The sequence below is a fragment of the Thalassospira sp. genome, from assembly GCF_002709775.1.
GTDB lineage: Bacteria > Pseudomonadota > Alphaproteobacteria > Rhodospirillales > Thalassospiraceae > Thalassospira.
Map to the genome: position 1 here is coordinate 39727 of NZ_PAQR01000028.1, position 21285 is coordinate 61011.

Annotated in this window: 17 protein-coding genes; 8 read left to right on the forward strand and 9 right to left on the reverse strand. The window is 54.8% G+C overall.

Translation table 11 applies throughout. From position 1 onward, the window contains the following. Positions 1-54 precede the first annotated feature (54 nt). Positions 55-1416 carry a DnaJ domain-containing protein gene (locus CMO10_RS11410; RefSeq protein WP_297022091.1) on the reverse strand — a complete coding sequence of 454 codons (1362 nt, stop codon included), beginning with the start codon at positions 1414-1416 and terminating at the stop codon, positions 55-57. A gap of 183 nt (positions 1417-1599) precedes the next feature. On the opposite strand from CMO10_RS11410, the gene CMO10_RS11415 reads away from it, so the two are divergent. After that, a complete protein-coding gene (locus CMO10_RS11415) occupies positions 1600-2658 on the forward strand; it encodes a methyltransferase domain-containing protein (protein WP_297022093.1) in 1059 nt (352 codons plus the stop codon). Between the two features lie 147 nt (positions 2659-2805). After that, complete coding sequence (ykgO, locus tag CMO10_RS11420) at positions 2806-2931, forward strand: type B 50S ribosomal protein L36 (RefSeq protein WP_007090004.1); 126 nt, start codon at positions 2806-2808, stop codon at positions 2929-2931. Positions 2932-3033: 102 nt separating this feature from the next. On the opposite strand, the gene CMO10_RS11425 is transcribed toward ykgO, so the two are convergent. Then, a complete protein-coding gene (locus CMO10_RS11425; RefSeq protein WP_297022095.1) occupies positions 3034-4884 on the reverse strand; it encodes an adenylate/guanylate cyclase domain-containing protein in 1851 nt (616 codons plus the stop codon). 46 nt (positions 4885-4930) lie between these two features. Then, positions 4931-5368 carry an Lrp/AsnC family transcriptional regulator gene (locus CMO10_RS11430; RefSeq protein ID WP_297022097.1) on the reverse strand — a complete coding sequence of 146 codons (438 nt, stop codon included), beginning with the start codon at positions 5366-5368 and terminating at the stop codon, positions 4931-4933. Between the two features lie 175 nt (positions 5369-5543). Between CMO10_RS11430 and CMO10_RS11435 the strand changes: the two genes are divergently transcribed. The 4 genes from CMO10_RS11435 to CMO10_RS11450 all read left to right on the forward strand — a co-directional run bounded on the left by CMO10_RS11435 (position 5544) and on the right by CMO10_RS11450 (position 12649). Beyond that, positions 5544-6626, forward strand: coding sequence for a saccharopine dehydrogenase family protein (locus tag CMO10_RS11435; RefSeq protein WP_297022099.1), 1083 nt, complete (start codon positions 5544-5546; stop codon positions 6624-6626). 260 nt (positions 6627-6886) lie between these two features. Continuing rightward, positions 6887-9325: a tetratricopeptide repeat protein gene (locus CMO10_RS11440; RefSeq protein WP_297022100.1), complete on the forward strand. Its 2439-nt coding sequence runs from the start codon at positions 6887-6889 to the stop codon at positions 9323-9325. Positions 9326-9422: 97 nt separating this feature from the next. Next, complete coding sequence (locus tag CMO10_RS11445) at positions 9423-10649, forward strand: HlyD family secretion protein (RefSeq protein WP_297022101.1); 1227 nt, start codon at positions 9423-9425, stop codon at positions 10647-10649. Positions 10650-10654: 5 nt separating this feature from the next. Continuing rightward, positions 10655-12649 carry a glycosyltransferase gene (locus CMO10_RS11450; RefSeq protein WP_297022104.1) on the forward strand — a complete coding sequence of 665 codons (1995 nt, stop codon included), beginning with the start codon at positions 10655-10657 and terminating at the stop codon, positions 12647-12649. Between the two features lie 23 nt (positions 12650-12672). Here CMO10_RS11450 and CMO10_RS11455 read toward each other — a convergent pair whose 3' ends face one another. The 3 genes from CMO10_RS11455 to CMO10_RS11465 all read right to left on the reverse strand — a co-directional run bounded on the left by CMO10_RS11455 (position 12673) and on the right by CMO10_RS11465 (position 15096). Continuing rightward, positions 12673-13176 (reverse strand): universal stress protein, encoded by a 504-nt coding sequence (locus CMO10_RS11455; RefSeq protein ID WP_044828764.1) that lies wholly within the window; start codon positions 13174-13176, stop codon positions 12673-12675. A 229-nt stretch (positions 13177-13405) separates the two neighbouring features. Then, positions 13406-14173 carry a TIGR02186 family protein gene (locus CMO10_RS11460; protein ID WP_297022108.1) on the reverse strand — a complete coding sequence of 256 codons (768 nt, stop codon included), beginning with the start codon at positions 14171-14173 and terminating at the stop codon, positions 13406-13408. Further along, on the reverse strand, positions 14173-15096 hold the full coding sequence (locus CMO10_RS11465) for a sulfite exporter TauE/SafE family protein (protein WP_297022110.1): 924 nt from the start codon (positions 15094-15096) through the stop codon (positions 14173-14175). Before CMO10_RS11465 ends, CMO10_RS11460 begins: the two co-directional genes overlap by 1 nt. 120 nt (positions 15097-15216) lie before the next feature. Between CMO10_RS11465 and CMO10_RS11470 the strand changes: the two genes are divergently transcribed. Next, entirely contained in the window at positions 15217-15468 is a 252-nt protein-coding gene (locus CMO10_RS11470; protein ID WP_297022112.1) for a sulfurtransferase TusA family protein, read from the forward strand. A 39-nt stretch (positions 15469-15507) separates the two neighbouring features. Then, a complete protein-coding gene (locus CMO10_RS11475) occupies positions 15508-15993 on the forward strand; it encodes a GNAT family N-acetyltransferase (RefSeq protein WP_297022115.1) in 486 nt (161 codons plus the stop codon). A 31-nt stretch (positions 15994-16024) separates the two neighbouring features. On the opposite strand, the gene CMO10_RS11480 is transcribed toward CMO10_RS11475, so the two are convergent. Genes CMO10_RS11480 through CMO10_RS11490 form a run of 3 tightly spaced genes read right to left on the reverse strand, consistent with a single transcriptional unit; the run spans position 16025 to position 21030 of the window. Then, positions 16025-17416, reverse strand: coding sequence for a DUF2336 domain-containing protein (locus tag CMO10_RS11480; RefSeq protein WP_297022117.1), 1392 nt, complete (start codon positions 17414-17416; stop codon positions 16025-16027). A 12-nt stretch (positions 17417-17428) separates the two neighbouring features. Beyond that, on the reverse strand, positions 17429-19165 hold the full coding sequence (locus CMO10_RS11485) for a sensor domain-containing diguanylate cyclase (RefSeq protein ID WP_297022119.1): 1737 nt from the start codon (positions 19163-19165) through the stop codon (positions 17429-17431). Continuing rightward, entirely contained in the window at positions 19162-21030 is a 1869-nt protein-coding gene (locus CMO10_RS11490) for a sensor domain-containing phosphodiesterase (protein WP_297022122.1), read from the reverse strand. Before CMO10_RS11490 ends, CMO10_RS11485 begins: the two co-directional genes overlap by 4 nt. Positions 21031-21285: the final 255 nt, after the last annotated feature.

The following is a 21285-nucleotide window of genomic DNA, read 5'->3' on the forward strand; positions in this document are numbered from 1 at the left end:
GGATAAGTCCATTTCAGGGCTTGCGGAATTTGATGCGACTGATCGGGAAACCGGTCAGTCGCATTTGTTTTCGGAACACCATGCATCACGGGCTTCAGAACCGTTGCCTGGCACCAGAGCATCAAGGTTTACAAAACCGCTTTCGCCGATGCTGGTTTCGATTTCGATCCAGAAACCCTGACTGTCACCAGCGACATAGACGGTTTCAAACCGGGTGAGGCGGCGAATGATGTTATCATTGACACTTGGCCCGTCGCGCAGGTTCAGAAGTTCGCGATCAACATAATAAGGTTCGCGGTCATTCCCGATCAGGTCCTTGACCTGTTTGGTGATTTCCGTGCTCTGCCGGGCGACAATTTCCGGAATGTCACGGGTGACAAAGCCCTGACCCGGGCCAAAGGCGATCAGGGCCGCAAAAATCAGGAAAAATAGCGGGCTGAGATGCAAAAGGGCATCAAACATGCCCGCACGTTTCCATTCATCACGCACACGGCGTGCCGGTTGTCCGTCATCAAGGCGACGCTGGGTCGCGCGTACCTGTTCGGCAAGGACAGAGCGGTTGCTGCCGATGAAATCAAGTGCTTGAAGCAATACCGCGCGGGCAAGCGGCTTGTTGCCTGATCGTTCAAAGGCATTGGCTTGTGTAAACAGCATCTTGGCGTTGCCTTCAGGCGGGAACGTACCGCCGCGCATATTTCCCAAGATCGCTTTCCATGCGGGGAGGAAGCTTTTCCAACCCCAGAAACCGCGCAGCCAGGTTTTGAAGCTGGCTTTCAGCGCCATGCGCTTTGCGCCCTTGGGGGCAAGGTTGGCGGTGATGGTTTCGATATTGCAGGAATTCAGAAAACCGCGCACGACCTTGAATTCAACCTGGCGCGGTTGGGCCGATACGACGCCTGTGACCGCGCATTGAATAAAACCCTGTGCGTTGGGTTCGGTTTTCTTGGTTTTATGGCGCCGTGCACCGGGATGAATGTTGCTTTTGCGCGCATTGGTTTTGGCCTGCTGTTCGCGATAGGCCTGATTAGCACGCGCAACTTTTTCCTCGGCGGTTTCCTTGGGCTTATCCTGCTTGCGGCCATCACCGGCGAAACCTTGTTTTTGGCGGTTGGCGTTTTGCGGGCCCGCGGCATTCGGCCCATATCCGGTCGATGTTGATTGCCCGTTACCGTTATTCCCCGGCTTTTGGGTGCCTGCCGTGCCATTGCCAGCCTGCTTTGGTGGTTTGCGTTCGCCAATCAGAATTTCATAGGCCTCGGTGATGTCCTTGAACTTGTCTTCCGAGTCCGGGTCGGTGTTGCGGTCAGGGTGAAATTCAAAGGCCAGTTTGCGGTAGGCCAGCTTGATTTCCTTCGCGCTCGCGCCGGGCGCAATGTTCAGCATGCGATAGTAGATGCCGAGGCGATCAGTGCTCATGATTGATGAAAATTCCTGTCAAGACATGCTTTCCGGCGCGCGAAATCAGCCGATAATAATTTTAAAGATGGCATTTCACCATACAATCATAGGGTTGAAATCTTAACACGTTGTCACTTTTGACTAATTGCCATATTTTCAAGAATCACATGAGCGCCAAATGAGAACGAACAGGTAGTCGCTTTGAAACTGAAATTCTGGCAACGCAAGTCCAAAGCGGATGACGATATGTCCGATGCGGATGGCATGTCCGCTGGCGTCGCCGAAGGGGAGGCGCCCGAGTTCGAAATGCCGCCGGGACATCATCTTGGTCTCGGGACGCGGTTGCGTGCCAAGTGGGAAGGCTATGACGACCCGGTCGAGTATTACCTGCTGCAGCTTGAAATCGATGCCTATGCCGACTGGTTGCGCAAGATGCGTGTCTGGCTGGCGCGCCCGGTCGAGCCGGAGCTTTCCGAGCTCGATCTTGATGAAGAAATCGGTCGCTGGCCGCCTGATCGTATCCGCCTTTATGACAAGCTGTTTGATCATGGCATCATGATGCCCGGCGGGCATGAATATGCGCTGGAACTTGCAAAGCCGCTTGCACTCGATGAGACGCTAAGTTGTCTTGAGATCGGTGCGAAGCTGGGTGGTGTGGCGCGTGTGCTTGCCGATCGGCTTGGTGTCTGGGTAACCGCGCTTGAGCCGGATGGTGAACTGGCACTTTTGGGGATGGATCGATCGGTTCATGCCGGTGTTCAGAAGAAAGTCCCGGTTCAGAAGTTTGATCCGCTGCAGCCAGACCTTCGCAAGGGCTATTTCAACGTCGTTTATTCCTATGGCGAGCTCTACAAAATCCCGGGGAAGGAAACGTTTCTGGCCGCTTTGGCCGAAACCCTGCGTGAACACGGGCAGCTTTTGATTACCGATTATGTTCTGACACGCGATCTTGATGAGAATGAGCTGGCAAACTGGGCGAAGCTTGAAGACGAAGAACTGTTCCCTTGGACCGCACAGGAATACAAATCGCGTTTGGGGCAGCTGAAATTTGATATCCGCATCGCCAAGGATGAGTCGGAAACGCATCTTAAGCATATCAAACTCGCCTGGATGACGATGCTTTCAGACATTCAGAACGCTGGTCTTGACCCCGATATCATGGATTATCTCGAGCCAGAGATGGAAATGTGGATGAATCGCGTAAAAATGCTTGAAAATGGCAGCCTGGCCTTTTATCGGTTCTACGCAACGATCAACTGATCGCTCGGAATTTATGTGCTGCTGGCGACTTGAAGGGGATTTGTTCCACTTTCTGTCGCCGCAACCTGTTTTAGGTGTTGACAGGGGCATGTCGTACTTCTATTTTCCGGCTTCCTCGAAGGGGCCAAGTTTCTAAGGTTTAAGATTATGAAGATCCGGAACTCATTGAAATCCGCGAAGCTGCGGGAAAAAGGCTGCCGTATCGTGCGCCGCCGTGGCCGCGTATACGTGATCAATAAAAAGAACCCGCGTTTCAAGGCACGCCAGGGTTAATTCCCGGTACCTTGTTCTAAGGTTTTACAAAACGCCGCATCGGTTTATCCAATGCGGCGTTTTGTTTTGTCTGGATGCTTTTCCTTCGGCGCGCCGCAAGAGCTATGCCTGATTTTTCGGATTGGTTGTGAAAAGCTCGGTTCGCGTGTGACGCCCGCGCAGCAGAACATCCCCCGCCTTGCTGACCCGGTCCGGGTTGGCCATCAGGTTGCGGGTCGTTTCCGAAATCAGGATATTGGTGCCCAGTACCTTATTTTCCTGTTCCAGCCGTGAGGCCGTGTTGACGGCATCGCCATGCACCGTAAAGGACAGGCGTGCCTTTGCGCCGACATTCCCGGCAACCATCGAGCCGGTATTCACACCACAGCGAACCTTGAGCTCAAGGCCCTCGAAGGTGCGTTTTTCGACTTCGGCTTGAAGCGCGATGGCGCTGTCGACGGCTGCGTCCGCATGGTTTTCAAGATCATCAAACACGTTATAGACAGCAAGGATGGCATCGCCTTGGAACTGGGTGATGATGCCGCCACGTTCCTCGATGATCCGGGTTGCGCAATCGAAATAATCATTGAGCATGGCGATGATCTGTTTCGGATCAAGGCTTTCGCACATGGACGTAAAGCCTACAATATCAACAAACAGCACCGTGGCTTCTGAGGTCTGCGGCGGCAGGACGCCGGAATCATTGCCCGATGCCAGAAGTTTTTTGGCAATCGATTGTGGTACGAACTTACCAAACAGGCTGGTGATACGTTCGCGGTCGTGAACGGCCATCATCATGTGATTGAATGACCTGGCAGCGTCGTCATATTCGCGAATGCGGCTGCCCTTAAGTTGCGGGATATCCGAGGACGCAATGTCTTCGTCTTCAAAGGCGCGTGCAGCACTGGCAAAACGGCGGATCGGTTTGGTGAAGTGGCGCGACAGGATAATCGCAACGATGACCGACAACACGAAAACGCCGCCGCCAAGGACGGATGCCAGAACCAGTCGATCCCATTCATCGTCAAACAGTTCCTCGTCAAAATACATGCCGATTACAACCGGTGAAATCGGGGCGGTGAGGATCTGACGCGTGACGATCAGATGATAACGGTCATTGTGACTAAGCCCCGCAAGGCTGATGCCGCTGCTATGGCGTTCGTCATCGGGATCAAGCTTGATGTTTTCGGACTTGCCAATGTTGGCCAGAACCGGATCACCGATATCATGAATTGTGGGCAGGGGGATTGGGCTGCGGGCGATTTCCGCACCATTGTCGCCTGCGCTTGCGGTTTTCTCGCCCCAGTTTCTAAGTTCAGGATGGGCCATCACCCGATTGCCGCCAATCAGGATAAAGGGCGTGCCGGGCAAATCTTCACGGCCACGGATCAGGCTTTCTGACAGATTGGACAGCGATAGGTACTGGATGAAGGTGCCCAGATAATGTCCGTCATAGAAAAGTGGCACCCAGCTTGTCAGGACGGTGCGGTTAAAGAACGGGTCCCAGCGTGGATAGCCGGTCCGGTTGGTTACGGGGCCGCGGATATGCGCAAGTTCGGAAAAAAGAATGTCGTCTTCGGGCAGGGTGCGCCTGATTTCGCTCATATCTTCCGGGTTAAAGCCGATGAATTGGCGGTCGCCGGTCACCAATCCATAGGCCATGACATCCATGTCGGCTGCCGCAAGGGCGCGCATGGCATTGGTCCAACCATATTGGAAACTTGGATCAAGGACGCCACTTGCCACCTGTTCGGCAACCCAGTCGGAACGTTGATCAACCTCGCTCATGCGTTCATGCATGGTGCGTTGGACCGATGTCAGATCAATATCGGCCAGCATCACCCACAAATTGCGGGTGTTCTCATAGGCCGTTCCGAGACCAACATAAAGGGATAGTCCGACGCCAAAGACACTGGTGGCGATAAAACCGGCAAGCAGTACAGACAGGACAGAGTATCTGCGTTTTGATTTCACTCGGTTTTCTTCCCGAAAAGAGGTTTTCCCCAACCCCGCGCTGATCTTAGCGGCGATCGAACTTGGTTGAAAGGATGATCGAACTTGATGTGCGTTTTATTCCGGCCATCCCGCCGATCCGGTCAAGAACGCCGTCAAGTTCCTCTGGCGTGTTGGCTGCAACCTCGGCAATCAGGTCATACTCGCCAGAAACCGCAAGACAGCGAATGCAATGCGGGATTTTCTGAAGTGCGCCAACCACACCAACCGACTGTTTCTGTTCAAGCTGGATCATGACTTCGGCAAGCAATACGGGCTTTGCATGGTCGCCAAGCTGAACGGTGTAGCCCTTTATGACCTCGGCCTTTTCAAGGCGTTCCAAACGTTCCTGAACAGCGCTGCGTGACAGGCCGACTTCGCGTGCAAGGGCGGCGGTCGGAATGCGGGCATTTTCCTGCAGGCGGGTGATTAGTCGGCGATCAGTTTCATCTATCTGACGTTTCATCGGTAAAGCCCATTAAAATGACGGGTTTTTGTTTTGTTTTAACAGTATTGCCGGGTTGAAAGCGTTCGTCTAGCGGCGGAACATTATTAGGCAAAAACAAAACATGATCAGGGCAGGCGCAGCATCACAGGTGAAACAGTGCTGATGATGTCTGTTCGTTCGGGAGTTAGAGAAAATGAAAAAGATTTTGATCCTCGGGGCCGGGAAGATCGGCCGTATTGCTGCGGTAATGCTCAATGAAAGTGGCGATTATGCGGTCACGCTGGCCGATGCCAGTGGTGATATGCTTGAGATCTGTGCCCAGGATGATGCCGCGACGCTTGTAAAGGTCGATGTCACCGATGAGGCCGCATTGACCGAGGCCGCCAAGGGGCATGACGCGATTTTGTCGACCTGTCCGTTCTTTTTGAATGTGGCGATTGCCCGCGTCGCACGTGCGGTCGGGGCATCCTATTTTGACGTTACCGAAGACGTTGAAACCACGCGCGCCATTCGCGAAATTTCCAAGGGCGCGGAATGTGCCTTTGTCCCGCAATGTGGTCTGGCACCCGGGTTCATCTCGATTGCGGCCCACGACCTGTTTAAGCGCTTTGATCGTGTGAACAAGCTTCGCCTGCGTGTCGGAGCCTTGCCGCAAAATCCGACCAACCGTTTGAAATATAACCTGACCTGGTCGACCGATGGTTTGATCAACGAGTATCTCAATCCGTGTGAAGCGATCCTGAATGGCAAGCGCGTCGAAGTGCTGCCGCTTGAAGGCTATGAGCGCTTCACCATCGATGGCACGGAGTATGAGGCCTTCAATACGTCGGGAGGCGTCGGCGCCTTGTGCGATATGCTTGAGGGCAAGGTCGATAATCTTGATTACAAGACTGTGCGCTATCCGGGGCATCAGGAAATCCTGAAAATCCTGATAGAGGACCTTCGTCTGGGCGAGCGCCCGGATATGATGAAGGAGATCTTTGAGAATGCCCTGCCAGTGACGAAGCAGGATGTGATCGTGATCTTTGCCGATGCGGTTGGAACCCAACGCGGCGAACTGCGCGAAGAGAGCTTCATTCGCAAGGTGCATGGTACGCATGTTGGCGGCAAGGACTGGTCGGCGATCCAGATCACGACATCGGCCGGTTTGTGTGCCGTGATGGATATGGTTCTGACCGGTAAATTGCCAGCATCCGGTTATGTGCGTCAGGAAGAGGTCACACTCGAAGATTTTCTGGCAAACCGGTTCGGGCGATACTTCGGCTACACCAACTAATCAGGCCAATTGGCGCATCCATAAGCCCCTGTACAAAGAGCCCTTCGGAAACGTTTCCGAGGGGTTCTTTTTGTTTTCAATGTTTTATGTGGCGATTGTTGACCTGATTGGTTGGGTGAGGTTCGGCGGTCAAAGCGGCATATCTGCACTGTTTTTCCACGCATGGAATGGTTGGAAAATTTATGGCAAAGACGTGGTTTGTTAACGCTTCGACCTTATGGTGGGGCAAAATACGGTTTCTCTTGGGTAATAGGTATTCCTTGTCTGATTTTGCCGACATCTACCGTTCTGCTTTGAACCTGTATGAGGCAGGTCGCTATGCAGAGGCAGAAGAATCCTGTCAGCGAATGATCCGTTCATTCCCGCAGGCCGCAGAAGCAATGCATCTGGCAGGCCTGGTCGCCATGCGTCACGGGAACCAGACCCTGGCCGCTGAACGTATGGGACGAGCCGCGATCGCCGATGCCAATAGTGCCGAAATCCAGCATGACCATGCACAGGCCTTAAAGGCGATTGGCAAGCTTCGTGATGCCGTCGGGGCGTTTAAGCGCGCCATTCGCCTGTGCCCGGATGCGCCAGCACTTTATTGCAATGTCGCCAACACCTATCGCCAGCTCGATGAACTTGATGCCGCGCGTGAAAACTATGAACGCGCGCTTGAGCTCGCACCGGACATTGCCGAAATCCATGCCAACTATGCCGCCTGCCAATATGCGATGGGCGATGTTGAGGGGGCGGAAAAATCCTGTCTGACAGCACTCAAGATGCGCGATGACATTGTCAATGCGCTGGTTCTGATCGGTCAAATCCGGCTTGATCAGGGACGCACAGTTTCCGCAAGCGAACCACTACGCCGTGCGCTTTCTTTGGAGCCGGGGAACCCGCGCGCCTTGACGGCCTATGGTGATGCGCTTTTCCGGCTTGGTCAGTTTGCCGGTGCCCAGCATTGCCTGCGACAGGTTCTTGCCCTTGATCCCGATGATGCCAAGGCGCGCAGAACCCTTGCGCTGCTTAACCTGCGGGTCGGGCAGGGGATTGAGGCCATCGGCGCGCTTGAACCGCTTTTGGCGCGTAATCCCGAAGATCCGCAATTGCTTTTGATGATGGGTGAGGCGCTTAGCCTTGTCGGCCGTCATAGCGAGGCGGTCGAACGGTTTGGTGCTGCCATCGGTGCCGGTGGCGGCGATGATGCGGTGTTCCGTCTTGCTGTCGAACTTGCCGAAGAAGGCGATACCGGATCGGCGCAATCGGTTTTGCAAAACGGCATTGATCGCAAGATTGCAGCTGGTGAAAACACCGCCTTGTTCCGCACTGCGCGCCGGTTGCTGTTTGCGCCGGTGCCAACCGACCTTGCAGCCCAGAATGACGAAGTCGTGCGTGATCTTCTTGATGACACGCTGGATGAAGATGCGCTTGAGCCTGATCTTGAATTTGTCGGCACCGATCCGATTGATCCGATTGTATTGACCCGGTTCCCGCCGGTCTGGCGCGCGGCATTGCGTCCAGAGGGCGACAAGCAGCTGCGTGCAGTTGGCCATTATTGGGAACGGCTGGTGTCGGGCTATGACGTGCCGGAAGTCACGGTAGCAACCGCACGCATTGGCGGTAAAATCCGGATTGGCATCGTTTCAGCCAATATGTGTGACAACGGTATCGGGCGCTGGATCGCGGGCCTTGCCGAGGCGATTGATCGCGACCGGTTTGACGTCACCATTATTCGTCCGCCAACTGGCGAGGATGACATTACCGCGCGCATTGATGAACATGCCGATCTGGTCGTGCCATTACCGCTTGATCCCTTGCATTCGGCACGGGTGATTTCCGGGCTTGGGCTTGATGTTCTGCATTATGTCGACCCGCAGGCGGATGCCTATACCATGTTGCTGGCAAGCTGGCGTCTGGCACCGCTTCAGATTTCCGGTGGCGGGATTGCCGCGACCAGTGGACTTTCCAATATCGACTATCACCTGATTGCCGAGGATTGGGAAACAGCTGGTGGCGAAAAACGCTTTAGCGAGAAACTGGTGCGCCTACCTGGCCTGTTTGTGAATGCCAGCCCGCCAGAACCGGTCGAGATGTCGACGACCGAATTGCAGCGCCGTTGGCGACTGGCGCAGGACCGCAACACGTATCTGTGTCCCCAGCCGCTTGATGTCCTGACGGCCGAGTTTGATCCGCTGATTGCGGAAATCCTGCGTCTTGATGAGACGGCCGAACTTCTGTTGATTGCGCCGGAACGTGACAGCTGGGATGCCGCGTGGGGCCGTCGTTTTGCGGTTAATCATGCGGATGTGGCCGGACGGATGCGGTTTGTCGATGTGCGCAATCGCGCCGATTTGCTGTCGCTTCTGTGTGCGGTTGATGTCGTGCTGGAAAGTCCGGCATGGAATGATGCGATGCTGGCCTTTGATTGTTTGGGGCTTGGGGTGCCGCTTGTGACCCTGCCTGGCAATGCAGCGCGCTCGCGCCGTAGCCACACATGCTATCGCCAGATATCGGTATTTGATTGTGTTGCCTATCATTCGGCTGATTTCGTTGATACAGCGCTGACGCTGGCGACTGACAAGCGCCGACGCTCAGTGGTTTCGCACGCGATCAAGAGCCGGTCGCACATCCTGTTTGGTCAGAAATCATCCTTTGATGCCTATATGCAGTTCCTGGACCGATCCATCGCGCTGCCAGCAGATAAAGTGATTTAATTTCCGATAGATATCCTTGAAACTACCCAACCGACCCACACATTCTATGTGGATGTTTGTGCACGGCAGTCATGCCAGTTCCGGTTGAGGTAGTCTTATGGTCTTGCGTTTTTCCAAGGGGCAAATCGTTCGTCTGATTGTCGCCTTGGTGATTGTGGTTATTGCGATCTGGCAACTCGCACCGCTGACGGTTTCCGATATCCGTCCGAACGGTGTGGTGAATGCCAAACTGGTGACCATTCAGGCCCCGATCAGTGGTCAGCTTGTTCGTGCAATTCCCGATGTTGGCGAACCGGTTTCTGCCGGGTCGATTGTCACGCGTATCACCGACGATACTGAACCCCAGGCGTTGCTCGCCCAGCTTGATGGCGAGTATCAGCTGCTTCGGTCGCGCAAAACTGCCTTGATCGAAAAGCTGTCGACGCTGAACGGCCTGCGCCGTGAACTGGGCGAGCGGGTGCGTGAAATGGTCTCGGGTTCACTCGAAAGCCTGCATTACAAAGTCCTTGAGGCCCAGGCACGTCAGAAAGGCTGGCTGTCGGTCGTCAAGGAACGCGAATTAAGCCTGAGCCGTCAAAATACACTGCTTGCAGACGGACATGTTGCACAGGCGCGTGTGGATGAGGCCGAAAGCCTGCTTGAACAGGCATTGCAAGAGGTCGAACGCGCGCGTGCGGACGAGGAACGCTATCGCAAGGAATCCGGATCGCTTGAAAAGGGGATCTTTATCGGCGATGGCCAGAATGATGTGCCGTATTCACAGCAGCGCCTTGATGAGGTTGTGCTGGCAATTGCCGACCTGAATGTGCAGCTGACCGAGACCAATGGTCGTATGGCATCCATCGAGAACCAGTTGCGCGATGAAACCGCGCGTGCCGGTCGGCGTGAATCCATGCTGGTTCGCAGCCCGATTGACGGACTGATCTGGCGCCGGATCGCGGCCGAACTGGCAACTGTGACCAAGAATAATGACTTGGCGAAGATTCTTGATTGCTCGGATATTCGTGTTGAAGTCCCGGTGGATGAGAGCCTGTCGGATAGGGTCGCTATTGGCACAACGGTCACGGTGCGCCTGCAAGGTTCGCCAGAGGTTTATGACGGGACGGTCAGCGGGGTGATTGGCACGCGTGCTGTGACGCCGGAACTTGAATATGCCGCCTTGCCGCCGCTTTTGAAAAAGGATGAAGTGCTTCTGGTGGTGCAGGTGCCTGATGCCGGTTTTGAAGACCGTCCGGAAACCTTTTGCAATGTCGGTCGTCGCGCAGAAGTCAGCATTCCCAGCCGGTTCCACACCTGGTTTGCTGAAAGCGACGCGGCAGAATGAACTGGATGGCGCAATTTGCACCCATGGCACTTGTCATCGGTGTCATGATGCTGGCATCGCCATTCTTGCGACGTGATCAGTTATGGGCACGTTGGCTGGTTGTGTTTTTCCTGATTGCGCTGATCGCGCGCTATTTGCCCTGGCGGATCACGGAAACCGTCATGCCCGCCGATCTCACCACCTTTCAGGGATGGTGGATTGTCTTCCTGTTTGCGATCGAGATCGTGTTTCTGTGTGACATGCTGCGCCAGTCACTTGTTCATTGCAAAATTGTTGATCGCAGTGCCGAGGCCGATCAGGCCTATGCCAGACTATCGGCCCGCCCGCATGAGAGTTGGCCAAGTGTGGATGTTTTTATCCCGAGCTATAACGAACCTCTTGATGTGCTTGAGCGCAGTATTGTTGGCGCACTTGCAATTGATTACCCGAACAAGACGGTCTGGGTACTTGATGACGGCAAGCGCGACTGGCTTCGCGATTTCTGTGAGGAAAAGGGTGCGAAATATCTGACACGCAAGGATGGTAGTCACGCCAAGGCGGGGAACGTGAATAATGGTCTTGCGCATTCGGATGGTGATCTTGTCTGCATATTCGATGCGGATTTCGTCGCCTATCGCCACTTCCTGAAACGTGTTGTCGGGTTCTTTGAAGATCCGACGATTGGCATTGTCCAGACGCCGCAGCACTTCTTTAACAAGGATCCGATGCAGCGCAATCTGTGGATTGCCGATCGCTGGCCCGATGAACAAAGGCTGTTCTTTGATCATATCGCGCCGTCGGTTGATGCCTGGGATTCGATGTTTTGTTGCGGGTCCTGCATGGTTATGCGGCGCAAGGCACTAGATGCCATTGGCGGTGTACCAACCGCATCGATTACAGAGGATATTCTGACCTCGCTTGAGATGCTGCGCAAAGGTTATCGCACGCGTTACCTCAATGAGAAGCTGTCGATCGGGCTCGCTGCCGAAAGCCTGTTGGCCTTTCATACCCAGCGCGAACGTTGGTGCCAGGGGGGTATTCAGACCCTGTTTCTGAAAGCCGGGCCGCTTGGCCCGGGACTTTCACTTTGGCAGCGTATTTTGCTGTTTCCGATCTATTGGGTGTTTCATATCCCGGCCCGCTTGCTGGTGATCATGATTCCGATCTTTTATTTCTGGTTCGGATTGCAACCGCTTGAAAACGCCCGAAGCTGGGAGATCTTTTATTGGCAATTGCCGGTGCTGATCGGTGGTTGGGGAACAGCACTTTGGCACAATGGCCGGCAGGCCTATCCCATCGTAAACGAGGGGCCGGCGGTGCTGGTATCACTCCGGCTGTTTCCGATTGTCGTATCCTCGCTGCTCCGGCCATTTGGCCGCCCGTTCAAGGTCACCCCCAAAGGATCGCAGTCCGGGGTCGGGAACTCGATGAATGAGGCGATCATTCTTGGTGTGTTGTTCGTTCTGACGATTGGCGGGTTCTTCTACAACATCAATACGGATGTCCGGATCATTGATAATGCCGACTTCCTGGCGGTTGGTGGTTTGTGGGCTGCGGTCAATTCGCTGACGCTGCTTGTCGCGATCCTGATCTGCTTTGAAAGCCCGGTGCAACGCCAACAGGAACGTTTCCCGATCACCCTGAAAGCGCGGGTCAGGGCTAATAAGGATGATCAACCGCTTGATATGACGATTACCGACATGTCGCTGGGCGGGGCGCGGATGATGTGCCCAGCAGAGGGTGTTGATCGCGAGAAGTTCCAGAAAGGCGCATCCATTCAGCTTGATGCTGACGAACTGCCTATTCTTGATGCCAAGCTGGCGCGCGCCTTCGTCAACGATCAGCAACAGCTGGTTCTGACACTCGACTTTACACCTGAGCCAGAGGGCGAGGTGCGTGATGCCCTGATCCGCGTGCTTTACACAAGCGGGATCGATAACGCGTCAAAGCCAGCGGGCAGTGTCGCGCTTTGGGGCGCGTTGTTGCGCCGGATATTTGGTCGGGGACCGGTAAAGAGTTAGGCGCAACGGCCCCTGAGATCCAATTAGCTAAGCGCGTCGATGTCGGCTTCGGAAAGGGCTGCGGGCACAATGGTGAGCGGCAGGCGGAGCTGACCGACCGTGTCGCTTTTGGTGAGTGCCGTAATCAGCGGGCCGGGGCCATCACTTGTCGTGCCAGCCGCCAGAACCAGAATGGAAATCTGTTCTTCTTCATCAAGAAGGTTCAGCAATTCGTCCTTGAGACGGCCCTCACGAATAAACAGAAGCGGCATGCTGCCGGTTTGTTCATGAACATAGGCGGCAAGTTCGTTCACGCGTGATTCTGCTTCGTCCCGGGCTTCTTCCTTCATCAGGTCGCCAACCGCCATCCAGTGCTGGAATTCGGCAGGTTCGATGACGCTGAGAAGGGCTACGCGGCCGCCGGTATGTTGCGCACGACGGCAGGCATAACGCAGTGCCTTGGTCATTTCATCGCTGTCATCCACGACAACAAGAAATGTCCTGTTTGAGGTCGCACGGAGTTCCTGATCGGCGTCAAAAGAAGGCATATGGGTTCTCTGAACAGTTGCACTCAACCGCTGCGGCACTGAACAGATGTGGGACTGTTGTTACGAGCGGACAGTCAAATTGTGCCGCAACTCAATGCCGGTTTCCAAGTGATTTTTGGTAATCGCGACAAAGATTTATGCGTTGCGCTATAAGGGGAAATAATGCTGCATCTGCGAAGTCGCAAGGTGCGAAGCGCTGCTACCATGCGCTGATCGCGCCAACCCGGTGTTAGCGTTTGCGGAACGCGACACTGGCAATCCAGCCGGCAACCACGGCAATGATCACGGCAATAATGCCGTAAAGTGCCGAGTAGCGATGGGCAAACTCATAGACCTCGGCGCTGACCCCGGTTTTGGACACAACCAATGGCGTTGTTTTAACGCTGGCAACGCCACCATCCCGGATCAGATAGACATTGATGGTGTAGGTGCCGGTCGGGGTGTTGGCCGGGAAATGAATGTCGGTTCGAAACAGCTGATTGGATAGGAAGCTGATCTTGGCCGGGCGTTCGCCAAACAGACCGGCACTTTGCATGTTGCGCACCAGTGCCTCGCGATAGACTTTCTGATCGCTGTCGTTCAGTTTGCTTTCCGGCACAAAGCGCAGATTTTTCAAACCAATACGATAATCCAGTAATACGTCGGCCGGCGCGATTATATCCATCGGGCGGTTGGCTGCGCTGGTATAGTAAGCGGGCACGTTTTTATAGCGTGCGCTCTCACTATTGACCCAGATGCCGACTTTGCGCTCCTTTTTGCGGACCACCATGTCCTGGTCCGGGCCGCGCACGGTGACGATCACATCGCCTTCATCCTCGACCGCGCCAAACAACAAGACATTGGTGCCGGTAAAGCCCGTGGTGATGGCAACCAGATGGTTCGAAAGATCCACCACGAGCGGATCGGCAGCGGCCTTTTTGCTTAGTCCGCCAAGACCTAGAATTGGCATGATGCCAAGTGCGACAATCGCCATAAGCACGCGGGAAGAAACTGTCATCACAGATCCCCCGGCATGACGGAATAAAGATCACTCGGTGCGATCACCAGATCAAACAGAAGCTTCAGACAAACTGACAACACCAGAAGGCCCAGCAGGGCACGCAGGTGTTCCGCCTTAAGCCGCGCACCAAACTGCGCGCCAAATTGCGCACCAATGACGCCGCCAATCAAGAGCAGGATGGCAAGGGCGACATCGACAGTCTGGGTTTGTACCGATTGCAGGAAGGTCACGTTGGCGGTGACAAAGATGATCTGAAACAGCGATGTACCGATCACAACCCCGGTCGGCATACCAAGCAGATAAATCATCGCCGGCACCATGACAAAGCCGCCCCCAACCCCCATAAGGGCGGTTAGCATGCCGACAAAGAAGCCAACGGCAAGCGGCAAGAGTGCGCTGATATAAAGCCCCGAGCGATAGAACCGCATCTTGAAGGGTAGGCCATGGATAAAGCTGTGCTGGTGCTTTTTGGATCGGCGGATCTGACCGCCGCGACGCCGGGTACGGAAAATCGCGCGGGTCGCCTCAAACAGCATCATCCCGCCGATGATGCCAAGGAAGATCACGTAGCAGAGCGAAATCACAAGGTCGATCTGACCAAGTGACCGCAACCAGGCAAAGACCCAGACACCGACTGTCGACCCGACAATACCGCCGGCCAGTAGAACCAGACCCATCTTGAGGTCGACATTGCCGCGTTTCCAATGGGCGAATACGCCAGACACGGAAGATGCAACAATCTGGTTGGCAGCAGTCGCCACCGAGACAGCCGGGGGGATACCATAAAAAATCAAAAGCGGAGTGATCAGAAAGCCGCCACCAACGCCAAAAAGGCCAGACAAAAAGCCGACCCCGCCGCCCAGCCCAAGGATCAGAAATATATTTACCGATATCTCGGCAATCGGGAGATAGATTTGCATCGCGGGCAGGCTAACAGCGTTTGATTGATTGTTATTGTTCAGTCTAACATATTGTGCAAATGCAACAATCGCCAATTGGCGCTATATCGGACCGGTTTCGTATTTTTTATAAGGTTTCTCATGTCGTCATCTTCAAGTGGTCCCCATGATGCAATTCTCGACGCGCGTGGCCTTATGTGCCCGATGCCGGTGCTCAAGGCGAAAAAAGCGCTGCGCGAGGTCACTGAAGGTGGGGTTTTGAAAGTTCTTGCGACGGATCCCGGCTCTGTGGCCGATATGAAATCCTTTTGCGAGATGACGGGAAACCGCCTGATATCATCCGAAAAGGATGGCGATGTGTTCGTCTATCACATTGAAAAAGCCGGTGCCTGAGAACGGATTATTAAACGCCCCACAATGAAAGACTCCCGAATGGCACCAGCAACACCTGATTTGACCTGGTTGGATTGTGATTTTGACGATCTGTCGGCACGTCACGTGCACAGCCTTCTAAAGCTCCGCCAGCAGATTTTCATCATCGAGCAGACCTGTATCTTTCCCGATATCGACGGGCTTGATCCTGTGTGCCGACACGTGATCGCCTATGAGGGGGATGATGTTCTGGCGGCGGCCCGAATTGTTGCCCCGGGAATTGATCCCGACCACGCCGCACAAGGCGACCGTCCGGCGATCGGACGGGTAGTCACCAGCGAACGCTTGCGCGGGCAGGGGATTGGACGCGAAGTGATGAAGCGGGCGATTGCGGCCTGCGAACAGCAATTTGCTGGCAAGCCGATCTATCTTAACGGCCAGCTATATCTTCGCGATTTTTACGAAAGCCTTGGCTTCGTGCAATTCGGTGACGAATATGACGAAGACGGCATCCCGCATATCAGCATGGAACGCCCGGCGGGTTAGGCCCCAAGAAGAAAGAACTGACCAGCGGCAACTAGCGCACGCCGCTGGTTGCCATGCCGGTAAAGAATTCAAGCTGCCAGTTCATGTCATCTTCACTCAGCGGATACTGATTGCCACTGCGCGGGTTCAGCGTCTGGCTGGGCGGGACATGGCCCAGTTTAACTTGAATTTTAACCGCAAGGTCGGCCGGAAGACCCGCTTTCCACGCCAGTGACACAACGCCCTTGGCCGAATGGGTGTTAAGGACTTTGGTCACCGCATCGGGCGAAATCCCTGCCAGAACCGCAAGGGATGCACGGGCGAATTTGACGTCATTGGCAGCCAAGGCCTTTGCGACTTCCTGATCGGTGAGCTTTTTCTTGGCGTGCATGGCAAGCGCCTTTTCAAAGGCCGGTTCGCCTTCTTCCTCATCGTCGTCGCCGACAACACCCTTCTTGTCTGATTTCGGATCTGGCTTATTGGCAGCTTTGCCTTTTTCCTTTTCGGTCTTGATCTTTTTAGCGTCAGTCGCGACATCGTCGCGCTTTTCGAACTCCCCGGATGCAATCCGGCGCTGAACGACTTCACGCACCGCCTCAAGTTGGTCCTTTTTAAGATCCTTGCGACGTTCGAGCACGCTAATCAGGTTTTCAGCAACAAAGCGCGCCAGTTTACCAGCTGCGGTCGGCGTCAGGCTTGGACGTTCAACAAGGGGTTCATGCCATTCCGGATAATCCGGGGCGCGGTCAATCAGCTGATCAAGTGTTTCTTCGCGGATCTGGGCCGACTTGTTGCCCAACAGATGCGAAATTGCATCCTTGTCACTGCTGGCTGCAATCGCATCTGCAAGCTTTTCGCCAACATTCCTGCGGCGTGAGACAAAGCTGAGCGCGCCACGGCCAGAACTGCCTTCGATAATTTCAAGAAGGTCATCCTCGGTCAAAACCGGGGAATATTGCAGGACAGGGCCACAAACAACGCTTTCGGCGTCACGGGCCAGCTGTTGAATGATTGGCTGCGGTGCGTCGGCAATATCTTTGAGGGTCTCTGAAATGACCTGACGAACGTGGACGGCCTGGTCACGGACGAGTTTATCGAGTGCCTCATAGGTCAGGCGGCGCAGTTTGTCACTTTCGTTCGGGCTGAGCCCCGCCGACAGTTTGGCAATTTTTTCAGCCAGGCTGCCACGGACACTGTCATCCGTGTCATCGGTCAGAAGAACGTCGGCCTGTACCGGGGTTGCTTCGTTGGCCGCGATGTGGCGACGAACCGAAGAGTCCTGATCTGTGGCCAGGAAATAAAGGATTTCCGGGCGCGTATCATGGCGCTGTGCCAGCTTGCCACGGACATCTGCGTCCGGGCTTGCTGCCATTTCCTTGGCCTCGTCATAGGTAATTGGCGTTTCGCTTCGCTTGTTAAATACCCGCTGCAAAAACCCTTTCATCGGGCATTCCTCCTAATCTTCGATTTTTGCCGGATCTTTTGATCCGGGTGCGGCAGCGATGCCAAAACGGCCTTTGCCAACTTTCTTGACCTGATACATGGTCTGATCTGCGCGTTGCACAAGCTGTTCAAGCGTTTCTCTTGAATCCGGATCATGAACGGCAATCCCCACGGATATGCCCAGCGGATGTTGGGCATCACCAGAATATTTGCCAAGAACAGCACTTTCCTTCATCAGCGTCTTTGCGCGACCCGATGCTGCGTTAATGTCGGCACCTTCCAGCCACAGAACAAACTCGTCGCCGCCAAGGCGGGCCACCAGATCGGCCGGGCGGACATTATCAAGCAGGACCTTTGTCAGCGCGAGAATGGCGTCATCACCGGCCTGATGCCCATGAATGTCATTGACCAGCTTGAAGTTATCCATGTCGACATACATCAGTGCTGCTGGCGCATTTTCGCGGCGCAGGCGGCTGTGGCGCCGTTTGAGTTCCTCAAAGAACGCGCGACGGTTCAACAGACCGGTCATGCCATCGGTGCGCGACAGGGTCAGAATGCGTTCATGCTGAATGGCCTGCTCGATGGCGATACCCACCTGATCAGAGACTTCTGTCATGATCGCGCGTTCGCCATCGGTCGGTTCGGGATGGTCGGCATCAAACATGAAGATAACCGCACCATTGTTGCGCTGGTGATAATGGCAAAGCAGTGCCAGGATTCGGAAATTGCCAATCTGGGCTTCGAATGTTTCGTTTGCACCTTGCAGCTTTGCAAGCGCCTGCTGGGCGATCTCGTTTGCCCCCTTGTTTTCGTCGCCTGCAGCCAGTTCCATCTCGCCCGTTTCATCATTGCGTTTGAAAATGATGCAATAGGAGCAGGCAAGCGCCCGCGTACTGGCCTCCGATGCGCCTTTCAGGACCAGAAGCGGATCAATCTCGTCACGCATGGTCCGCACGATATAGGTCATCAGCCGGTCACGGTTACGTGCGGTTGCAACTTCGCTTTCGCGGCGGCGCTGTTCGGTGATGTCATGAGCAAGGCCACGGGTCCCGATCCAGACGCCGTCGCGGGAATAGACTGGTGTGGAGGAAACTGAAAGGCATGCGTCACGACCGTTTGATCGTCTGAACCATATCGGCACGTCACGCACGGCCTTCTGGCTGCGGAAGACGTGTTCGCTGTCCTTGTCCGCAGTATCAAGCAGGAAGTGGCCCGGAAAGCGGCCGACAATGTCATCGGCGCGATATCCAAGCGCTCCACGCGGGGAGACAAAGATGAACTTGCCGGTTTCGTCGGTTTCCCAGGCAAAGGCGGATGAGACTTCGACAATGTCGCGGTAGCGCTGGCGCGAATCAATCAGCGCCTCACGCAGGTTGCGATCCATGCTGACATCGCGCGGCAGGATCATGACCTGATTTTTGGTGGTTGGCAGGGCGGTCAGTTCAAGCGTTGCCGTCCCGCGCTGGACCTCAAAGGTCATCATTTCAACCACACCACCCGGTGTCGTCAGTGTGCGGCGGATCAGCTGATAAATTTCGGGGAACAGGCCATCGCGAATGCCATTGGCAAACCCGATAGCGTTCTTGTTTGCAAAAAGCGGTACGCCATGGGCGTCCATGACGATGACGGGGGCTTCGGCCTCTGCCATGACTTTCGGGTCAAGGGTAAAGACATCCGCATCATAGTGGGTCAGGTCTTCGGTCACGTCTGTTTTCTTGTTCTGGGGATCCACAGGATGACGGGAAGTCATGCGCGTCCTCCTGTTGTGGTCGACGCGGTCTGCTCGTTTGTGTCGGCACTGCTGGTCGGGTTTACGATATTGGTCTTGTGATAGTCATCATCACTGCCGATCGTGATCGGCGGGCCAAGGTGATAGCCCTGTCCGTAATCAATACCCAGATCACGCACCAGCTCATAGCTGGCCTGATCGTGGATCATCTCGGCAATGGTGCAAATGCCCAAGTCGCGACAGAGAAGGGCAGTTGCCTTAAGAAACGCGCGACCCTTGGGGTTGGCAAGGGCGGTGCGCATCGCACCACCGTCAAACTTGATGATGTCGACATCAAGGGCGCTCAGATATTCAAAGTTGGCAGCGCCCGCACCAAAGTCATCAAGACAGATTTCATGACCGCGTTCGCGCAGCATCTGAAGGCCGTTATTCACATCGGTCAGCCCGCGAATGCGCGAGGTTTCGGTCACCTCGAACAACACGTGTTTTGAGGCAATATCATAGGAATCAAGCAACTCGATCAGGGCCGGCATGAAGCCCGCCTGTTCAAGAGAATGCCCCGAAAGGTTCACCGCAACCGGATAGGGGATGCTGTCAGGATTGTCGTTCAAATGATCCAGAACCTTGCTGCACATGGCCAGATCGAATTCCGTGATCAGACCGGTGCCCTCGGCAAAGTGAATGATCTGATCAACCGCAAGCGGGCTTTCGCCGATGTTAAAGCGTGCGAGCGCCTCGAAATGGTGCATTTCCCGACTGCCGAGATGGACAATCGGTTGCAGAGCGACGGCAAAGGAGCCGTTTTCAACAATTTCGCGGAAGGCGCGCACTGATTTCAGCGTTTCGTTGATCAGGTGCGGCAGGCTTGCCGACAGGCGGGCCGCGGTGACGTCATTCTGCGCCTTGCGCTGCATGCGGTTCAGCGCATAGGCAACCGCGCGCGTCAGGTTGGTTTCGCGGTCGTTTTCATCATTGTCGGTGTCAAAATGATGGATGTTGCGGGCACTATCATAATCCGTGCCAAACAGATCGTTTGTCTTGGCTTTCTTGCCCGTTTTGTCTTTTGTGCCCGGACCATTGGTCAGCGACATCAGGCCGTCAATGTTATCAACCGGGGCAGGTTCGGCAATGTCTTCAAGATCAGCGCGCAGCGCACTGGCGTAAGCCACAATACGGCGTTCCAGTTCGATCATTGGTTCATCGACCGGGTGCATTTTGGCGGGCTTTTCCGAAGGTTTGGGTTCCTTCACGGCAGATGAGCTGAACTGCTTGGCGCCAATCCCGATCAGGCGGGCCAGCTCATTCGTCGCCGCCGTTTCGGCCTGGGACCGGGATGCCGCCAGGTTCTCAAGCACGACCAGCGCTTCGCTATGATAGCTCATGGTGGAAATATCGCCGACCGAACCGGTCTGGTTGGTCTCGGCATTCATGTTCTGGCGAATGACGGCATTTTGCAAAATGATGCGATCAATTCCCGATCGTGCGCGCGGCCGAATGGCGCGATGGCGGGCCGCGATGTAATAGCGGCTGGAAGGATCGGCGATCATATAACCACTAAGCGACAGGGGAACGGCTTCCTGCACCGGTTTGCCGTCGGATTCGCAAAGCTGAAAATCAAGATCAAGTTCTTCGAGGCGTTTCAGGCCGCTGCCACCGTGAAGGTAGGCACGTAGGAGCGGGCGTTCAGATTTGACAACGATCTTCTCGAATGCTTCGCCAATCAGGCGGTCCGGTGTGCAGCCCAGAAGGCTTTCGGTCGCGCCAGCGACAAACAGGATATAGCCGTTCTCGTCGACCTCAAGAAGCATGTCGGCCCAGCAGAAAGCCATGGCTGCCAAAAGATCTTGGTCATTCGTTTCCGCCGAATAGCCGGTATTGTCTGTCATTTGCGAACCGTCATCGTAAGCCGCCCGATTATTTTTCTTCTAAGCCGCAGCTTTGCCTATCTCTAATAAATAGCGATCTTACAAAGGATATGAAGGATTTGCACTCGATATGGCAAAAAAAACATCTCCCTGACAGAAGATCATTTTTTTAACAAAACGCAACCATCAAACCATCGCTTGATATTAGCCGTTGGTATGGAGCTAAATACCACCATCGAATGGGGTTTTGCGACATTATGGCTTGATGTTTTTTGG